General features: G+C 42.7%; 4 protein-coding genes and 1 tRNA gene. 3 read left to right on the top strand and 2 right to left on the bottom strand.

Annotated features, from left to right (window positions below):
- The first annotated feature begins 383 nt into the window (after positions 1-383).
- On the top strand, positions 384-1,805 hold the full coding sequence (locus C4S61_RS20115) for an alanine/glycine:cation symporter family protein (RefSeq protein ID WP_103926582.1): 1,422 nt from the start codon (positions 384-386) through the stop codon (positions 1,803-1,805).
- A 113-nt stretch (positions 1,806-1,918) separates the two neighbouring features.
- A tRNA-Leu gene (locus C4S61_RS20110) sits at positions 1,919-2,000 on the top strand.
- Between the two features lie 175 nt (positions 2,001-2,175).
- Here C4S61_RS20110 and C4S61_RS20105 read toward each other — a convergent pair.
- A complete protein-coding gene (locus tag C4S61_RS20105; protein ID WP_103926581.1) occupies positions 2,176-3,246 on the bottom strand; it encodes an AI-2E family transporter in 1,071 nt (356 codons plus the stop codon).
- A 27-nt stretch (positions 3,247-3,273) separates the two neighbouring features.
- On the bottom strand, positions 3,274-5,406 hold the full coding sequence (locus C4S61_RS20100; RefSeq protein WP_103926580.1) for an alkaline phosphatase family protein: 2,133 nt from the start codon (positions 5,404-5,406) through the stop codon (positions 3,274-3,276).
- Positions 5,407-5,609: 203 nt separating this feature from the next.
- Between C4S61_RS20100 and C4S61_RS20095 the strand changes: the two genes are divergently transcribed.
- Complete coding sequence (locus C4S61_RS20095; RefSeq protein ID WP_103926579.1) at positions 5,610-6,635, top strand: hypothetical protein; 1,026 nt, start codon at positions 5,610-5,612, stop codon at positions 6,633-6,635.
- The last annotated feature ends 1 nt before the right edge of the window (position 6,636 follow it).

Raw genomic sequence — 6,636 nt, 5'->3', positions numbered from 1 at the left:
CTGCCACCCCGACTTAGTTTTAAAAGCCTTTGAATGAAAATTCAGAGGCTTTTTTTATGTTTTCAATTTTAAGCCGGGTTCAACTTTCGACTATTTTTTTTTTAGGTGTACTCGGTTAGCTGAACGTACCCAAATAATGGTAGGATTGCGTTCCAATTGAAGCTGCTGTGGACAGTTGACCGTTGTCTGTTTACAGGTATCCGCATACAAAATATCCCAAATCTATTCATGTGCATCAGTGCGGATACACATCTATTTCTTTTCAAATCAGGTCAATTTCTAACCCATTCATCAAGTTTATGAGAATTTTTCCGGTTCTTAGCCCCTATTTCAAACTTGATCTCTGAAAAATTCTATTTTCTGTAAAAAATTAAACGTAATTCATGAAGGATATAATTGATATAATCAATGGTGTAATATGGAGTAATGCATTAATTTTTTTGTGTTTGGCCGCAGGGGTTTATTTTTCTTTTGCAACAAAGTTTGTCCAAATCTTCTACTTCCGGGAAATGATCCGCTTGCTCTTTGACGGGAAATCATCTGAAAAGGGAGTTTCTTCATTTCAGGCATTTGCAATAGCCATCTCCGGGAGAGTTGGTACTGGAAATATCGCCGGAGTTGCTACGGCGATTGCAATGGGTGGACCCGGGGCGATTTTTTGGATGTGGGTAATTGCTTTCTTGGGCGCATCTTCTGCTTTTATCGAATCCACATTAGGGCAGCTATACAAAGAGGTGAATGATGGAGTCTATCGCGGAGGACCCGCCTACTACATCGAAAAGGGCCTCGGAATCAAATGGTATGCTATGGTTTTTGCTTTCGCTACCATCCTAAGTACCGTGCTGTTTCTGCCGGGGGTTCAAAGTAACAGCATCGCACTCAGCGTAAATAATGCGTTTGACATCCCGGTACACTACACTGGAATGATCGTCACTTTTTTCTTGGGGCTGATCATCATAGGAGGTGTAAAAAGAATCAGTAAAGTGGCCGAGATTGTGGTGCCATTTATGGCATTGGCCTATATCCTCATGGCAGTAATTATCATTTTCATGAATATTACAGAAGTGCCAGCTGTATTTGCGTTGATCATCAAGTCAGCTTTTAACCTGGAAGCAACTTTCAGCGGAGTGTTCGGAATGGCAATAGCCTGGGGTGTGAAGCGGGGAATTTATTCCAACGAAGCAGGACAGGGGACCGCTCCCCATGCAGCAGCAGCAGCGGAAGTTTCTCACCCGGTGAAACAGGGTTTGGTTCAATCATTTTCGGTTTATGTCGATACCTTGTTTGTCTGCACTGCCACTGCCTTGATGATACTTTTTACAGGTCAATTCAATGTAATCAATCCAGACGGGGGCTTTATTGTAGAAAATCTCCCCGGTGTGCCCTTTGGTCCGGAGTTTACTCAATACGCCATCGGCACACACTTTCCAAGCATTGGGAAAGGGTTTATCGCATTTTCCCTGCTGTTTTTTGCATTCACCACGATCATGGCCTACTATTTCATTGCCGAAGCAAATCTCAGCTATCTCACCCGAAATAAATCATCCAAATGGGCCGTACGGATTCTTCAACTCGCCATCTTGGGAGCTACTTTTTATGGAGCAATTAAAACCGCCGAAATCGCATGGACCTTGGGTGACATTGGGGTAGGTATGATGGCTTGGTTGAATATCATTGCAATTCTGATGCTCAGAAAACCTGCATTTATAGCTTTTGAAGATTACAAAAGACAGCGGAAAGCGGGAAAAGACCCTGTTTTTATAGCTAAGGAAAATGGGATAGAGAATACTGACTTATGGAAGTGATTGTAATTCAAGGCTATTAAATTAAAGCGAATTACCCCACAAACACTTTTTTTTAAGGCATGGCATAGTTTTGACGCTATAGTTTTGCTTTATTTGCAGAAATAAAAAGCCTTGCGGATGTGGCGAAATTGGTAGACGCACTGCTTTCAGGTGGCAGCGCCTTCGGGTGTGAAGGTTCGAATCCTTTCATCCGCACGAGGATTTAAAGCAGGTCAAACGGCCTGCTTTTTTTATATATTTTAGCTTTTAGGCCAAGAGCAAGATCAGAATTCCAAAATCTACCATGAAGGATCATAATTAGGCCTCCTCGATCTTCCATCCCCAAAAACAGAGTAAATTAGGTCCGTGATACAACTGCGGATAATCAGATTTATTTTTTTAAGACTTTATTTCGCAGAAGCTTCCAAAAGTTTTCCAGTTCCTCAGTGACCGGGATATCATCACCCAATAAGTAGGCATAGGGGCTCAGGCGATTACTCCTTTCCAAGGTGATTTTCAATACACCTACTAAAGGAATAAAGAGAACCATTCCGGAGATTCCCCAAAGCCAACCACCAAGCAGAATCGCTAAAATAACGGCAAGGGCATTTACTTTGACCTTTGACCCGACCACCAGGGGTGTAATGATGTTATTTTCAAAAAGCTGAATCCCCCAAAGTACAGCGAAAGTCAAAATCGGATAAAACAAGGAATCAGTCGTGAGAAAAACGTAGAGTATGACAAAAAATGAAGAAATGAATACACCTACAAAAGGAATCAGATTTAGAATTGCGACGAACGCTGCGAATAAAATGAAGTACTTAATCCCTAGGAAATAAAAGAAAACTCCCGCTAAAACAGCCACAATAGCGGTCACTCTGATCATGCCAACCAGGTAGGATTGGATGACACGCCCGGAATCCTGAGCCCAATTGAGAATCAAGTCTTTGTTTTTTGAGGAAATCCGAATCAGGAATTCGATAAAAAAGTCCTTGTAGTAAATCAGCAAAAAGGTGTACAACGGCACGATACCGGCTAAAGTCACTGATTTTCCGGTCTCAACTAAGGCCTGATTGAAGTCCCCAGTCGGCAAAAAAGAAAACTCATTAGCCGGGTCCAAGAGGTCTCTCCCAAGCAATGAACTCAACTCTTCTAAGTAGCGGCTCAACTTCGTTTGGAGATTGTTACCAATCTCCGGAATCTCCTTAATCAAACCCACCATTTGGTTGAGAAGAAGGTAAAAAATCCCAAACGAAATCAATCCCACCAACAAAATGGAAAAAAATACGGCAAGGCCCCTTGGGATTCGCTTTTGCTCGAGCCAGGTAGACAGTGGATTTAAGGCAAAAGCAAAAAACACCCCCCAAACCAAAGGGACCAGAATAAAGGCCCCCTCAATTAAAACTATTGCACCAAAAACAAGAATTACAAGAAAGTTTGCGATAGGTTGAAGGCGATTCATGGGATTGCAATAAGGCTAATCTCGAACTTACTTTTTGGGAAATCCCTTATCATACGGTGGTATAAAGGCGGGTAAATCTTTGCGAACTTCACTCTCCTGAAAGACTCCTTCAAAGGTAGGCGCCTGATCCACTCGATCCCCCAAACCCCATCTTGATTTTGGAATCCCATACCAATTTAAAAGTGTGGCGGCAAAAGAAGTAGAATCAAATGGAATATCAACTCCCGACCTGATTACCGTATTTTTTTTAATCCAAGGGGAAACCATGATAGCCGGAACTCTCGGCCCCATCAAATCAAACTCAAATCCATCTACCCAGTCGTTTGGCCAAGGCTTAGCAGCATAGGGAGGGGCAACATGATCGTAGATTCCCCCATTTTTAGAAAAAGTCACCAGCAATAAGGTGTCCTCCCAGTGGGGCCCGGACTTTATGGCTTCATAGATAGTATTAAGGGCTACTTCTGCTGGGACCATACTGGCACCTGGATGGTAAGAAGAAGTACCGACAGGTGCGATCCAGATAGGCTCCAAAAAGCTGAAACCCGGAAGGGTTCCAGCCTTAGCCTGAGCAATAAAATTATCCACACTGTCCAGGAATTTAGACTTATTGGCATCAATGCTCGGTACTTGTCCTTCCAAGTATAAATGATAGGTAAATGGGTGACCAGTCCACTCAATTGCATTGTATAATTTCCAGTCACTGATTCCATTATTCCAAAGTACCTTCCAAACCGATTGACGATGGGGGTATTGATTCCAGTTCTGGTAGATGCTTCCGCCTTCCCAGGTATCCACTCTATTCATCCCCGATCCTGTATGTGCAAAGGCCCGATTGATATCCGTACCTCCCGGGACAGAACAAAACCACTCATCACTGATGGCAAAATTCGATGCAAGACCGTTTAATACCGGAAGCTGTTCGGGAGTAAGTGTAAGCATGACATCTTCACTGGAATTATTTTGGACGAATCCTCCCATATCCGGTTTTGCCTTTGGGTATCCGGGATATTTATTGTAAAACAGCTGCTGCAATCCGTCAGAATTATCATGAAATGGATCCTGCTTTTGATCCGAAAGATCCCACTGATCACTCAGTTTTCCATCGTGAAACTTGGACTGAAATGCTTTCTTATCTCCATCCATGTTGAAATTTTCGGTGCTTGCTCCCTGAAAAGGCTTATCCGAACCAATGAAATTGATCCCAGTCTGATTCTTCTCATATAACCAGCCGCAGACATTGTCAAAGGACCTACTCTCCAGCATGTAATACACCACATGTTTGATTTTGGTCCTCATGTAATCCATTGTTCCTGGCTGGGGATTTCCTACGGTTACAGCTTCTGTCCTACTTAGGACCGCTGTCAGGGAAGAGCTGTTTCTGATTGCATCCGGGAGTTTGCCAGTTGCTGTTTCATTAAAGGGAACGTCTGACTTTGGACTAAAAGACCAAAGCGTATAGTCCGATTCTCCGGGAATCCAGGTAAGAATTTTATCACCTATAGGAACGAGCTGATGTCTGGAATCTACCCCACACCAGTTTCCTCCCCAAACCTCAGGAACCGAAAGGGGTACGGTATTTTGAGGATCAAAACTCCAAATTCTCACCTGTGAACCATCACCATGCCGATCGATGACGTAGTTGTTTATACAAATCAATTCGTGACCTGCCTGGATTTTGGGAAATCCTCCTTGAGGAGTGTAGGTAGAAGGCAGTGGATCTGAGCTATTGGGATTTTCAATATTGGGATCAAAATTGTATAGCATATAAGTGCCTCTCCCCTTTCCTCCTACAAAAAACAGCATAAAATTGCCCATCGAAATTAATGGCAATTCAGCTTGTTCGTTGGGATTATCCGAATAATGTCCTCTGTAACCCCAAAACTTTTTATATGACCAAACGCCCTGCTGGATTGCTTCTCCCTTGAGTGGGTCAGGTGAACTTGGATCAAATTCAAAAAGCTTATATGTATAATTTTTGCCATTCACTGCATCCATACCTTTTCCCCATTCCAGCAAATAGCCACCTATCGGGGCGAATTTTAGGCTGGGATCGTAGGTTGCATCTTTGGAAATGGACACAGGACTAAAAGTTCCTGAATTAAAATTCCAGACTTGATAATGTGCATCTGAAATACTTCGACTGATTAGAAAGGTGCTCATGGTATTGGATAAAAATGAAAAATGAAAATTGAATACAGGAAAACACCCTGAAACAATCAAAATTGTATTCAAGTACTTAAATTAAGTAAATTATTCTATAATTAATCCTAAATTCAACAACCAAACGTTCAATTTTTTGATTCCTTTAGAAAACATCTAAATGAAATACCTTTTCTAATTAAAAACGCTTCATTTTCAGCAAGATGCAAAACACAATCGACATTAGTCTGGAGGGGGATGAAAAATTCCTGGCTCAGCTTTTTTCATTCACATCGGAAAAATCAGCCTCAGGCTTGACCAACCTCGAAACATTCATTGGACACTTCGTCAATCAAACCCTGCAGCGGGACGGATTATTCGGAGCTTGGGCAAAAGTCTGGAAAATTGACACAGGTTATAACCTCAAAATCTCAAGCCCACATCATGACCTAAGCAGGTATTCCACAGCTATCCCTGAGTTCATTGCGGCTGGCGGATTGGCCTTGGAAATCCTCCAACAAAATCAGGAAAAACTGGACGAAGTAATCAAAAGCACAGGCAAGCCCATGCAATTCATACTTCCTTGGGGACTTGCTTTGGGCAAGGTAAAATCCGTTCAAATGCTGCACTTCCCACCAATTGAGGCCTTTATATATTCCGACTATATTTTTTCACCTACCAATCGGCGCTGGGAAAACCTGTTGGGATACAACGGACTTGATCCCATAGACTTCCCCAAGTTTGAAAGTATCGTGGATTGCGTGCCGATTGGTGCTCCCGGTGGGGACACGCAGGGAATTACTCCTTTCAATCAAACTTTTGGTCCCTACATCAAAAAGATGCTTCAGGCCAGGCTGACATCCAACGGATTCCAGACCCAACCCGTCATCGCCTGTGGTTCTCCTGTACATGACCTACTTCAAGCCATGTTTCCTGATCAAATCACTTGTAAGCCCAAGACGCTTGATATCCTGAAAATCAAACTTTACGACGACGGCACGATCACTCCGTTCCTGATCGCAAACCATCCCAGTCAATACCTTTATTTCACTGACAAACCATTTTCGGAGGAAAAGAAAAATGTGCTGATGCAGGATTTGATCGCAACAGGATGGCAATCGAGGATGTCAGAAAACTTCAATGGCACTTCGGAGGAGATTTTGGAAGATTTAAAAACATTCTGGACTAATCATCCGGATTTTGAAAAAATCATGGCCCAGGAGGATCTCGCTTACAATTTCAAAGCCTAAA

This window comes from Algoriphagus boritolerans DSM 17298 = JCM 18970 (assembly GCF_900108085.1).
Classification (GTDB): Bacteria; Bacteroidota; Bacteroidia; order Cytophagales; family Cyclobacteriaceae; genus Algoriphagus; species Algoriphagus boritolerans.
The sequence above is the reverse complement of the archived record's forward strand: the minus strand, read 5'-3'. Positions and strand labels throughout refer to the sequence as shown.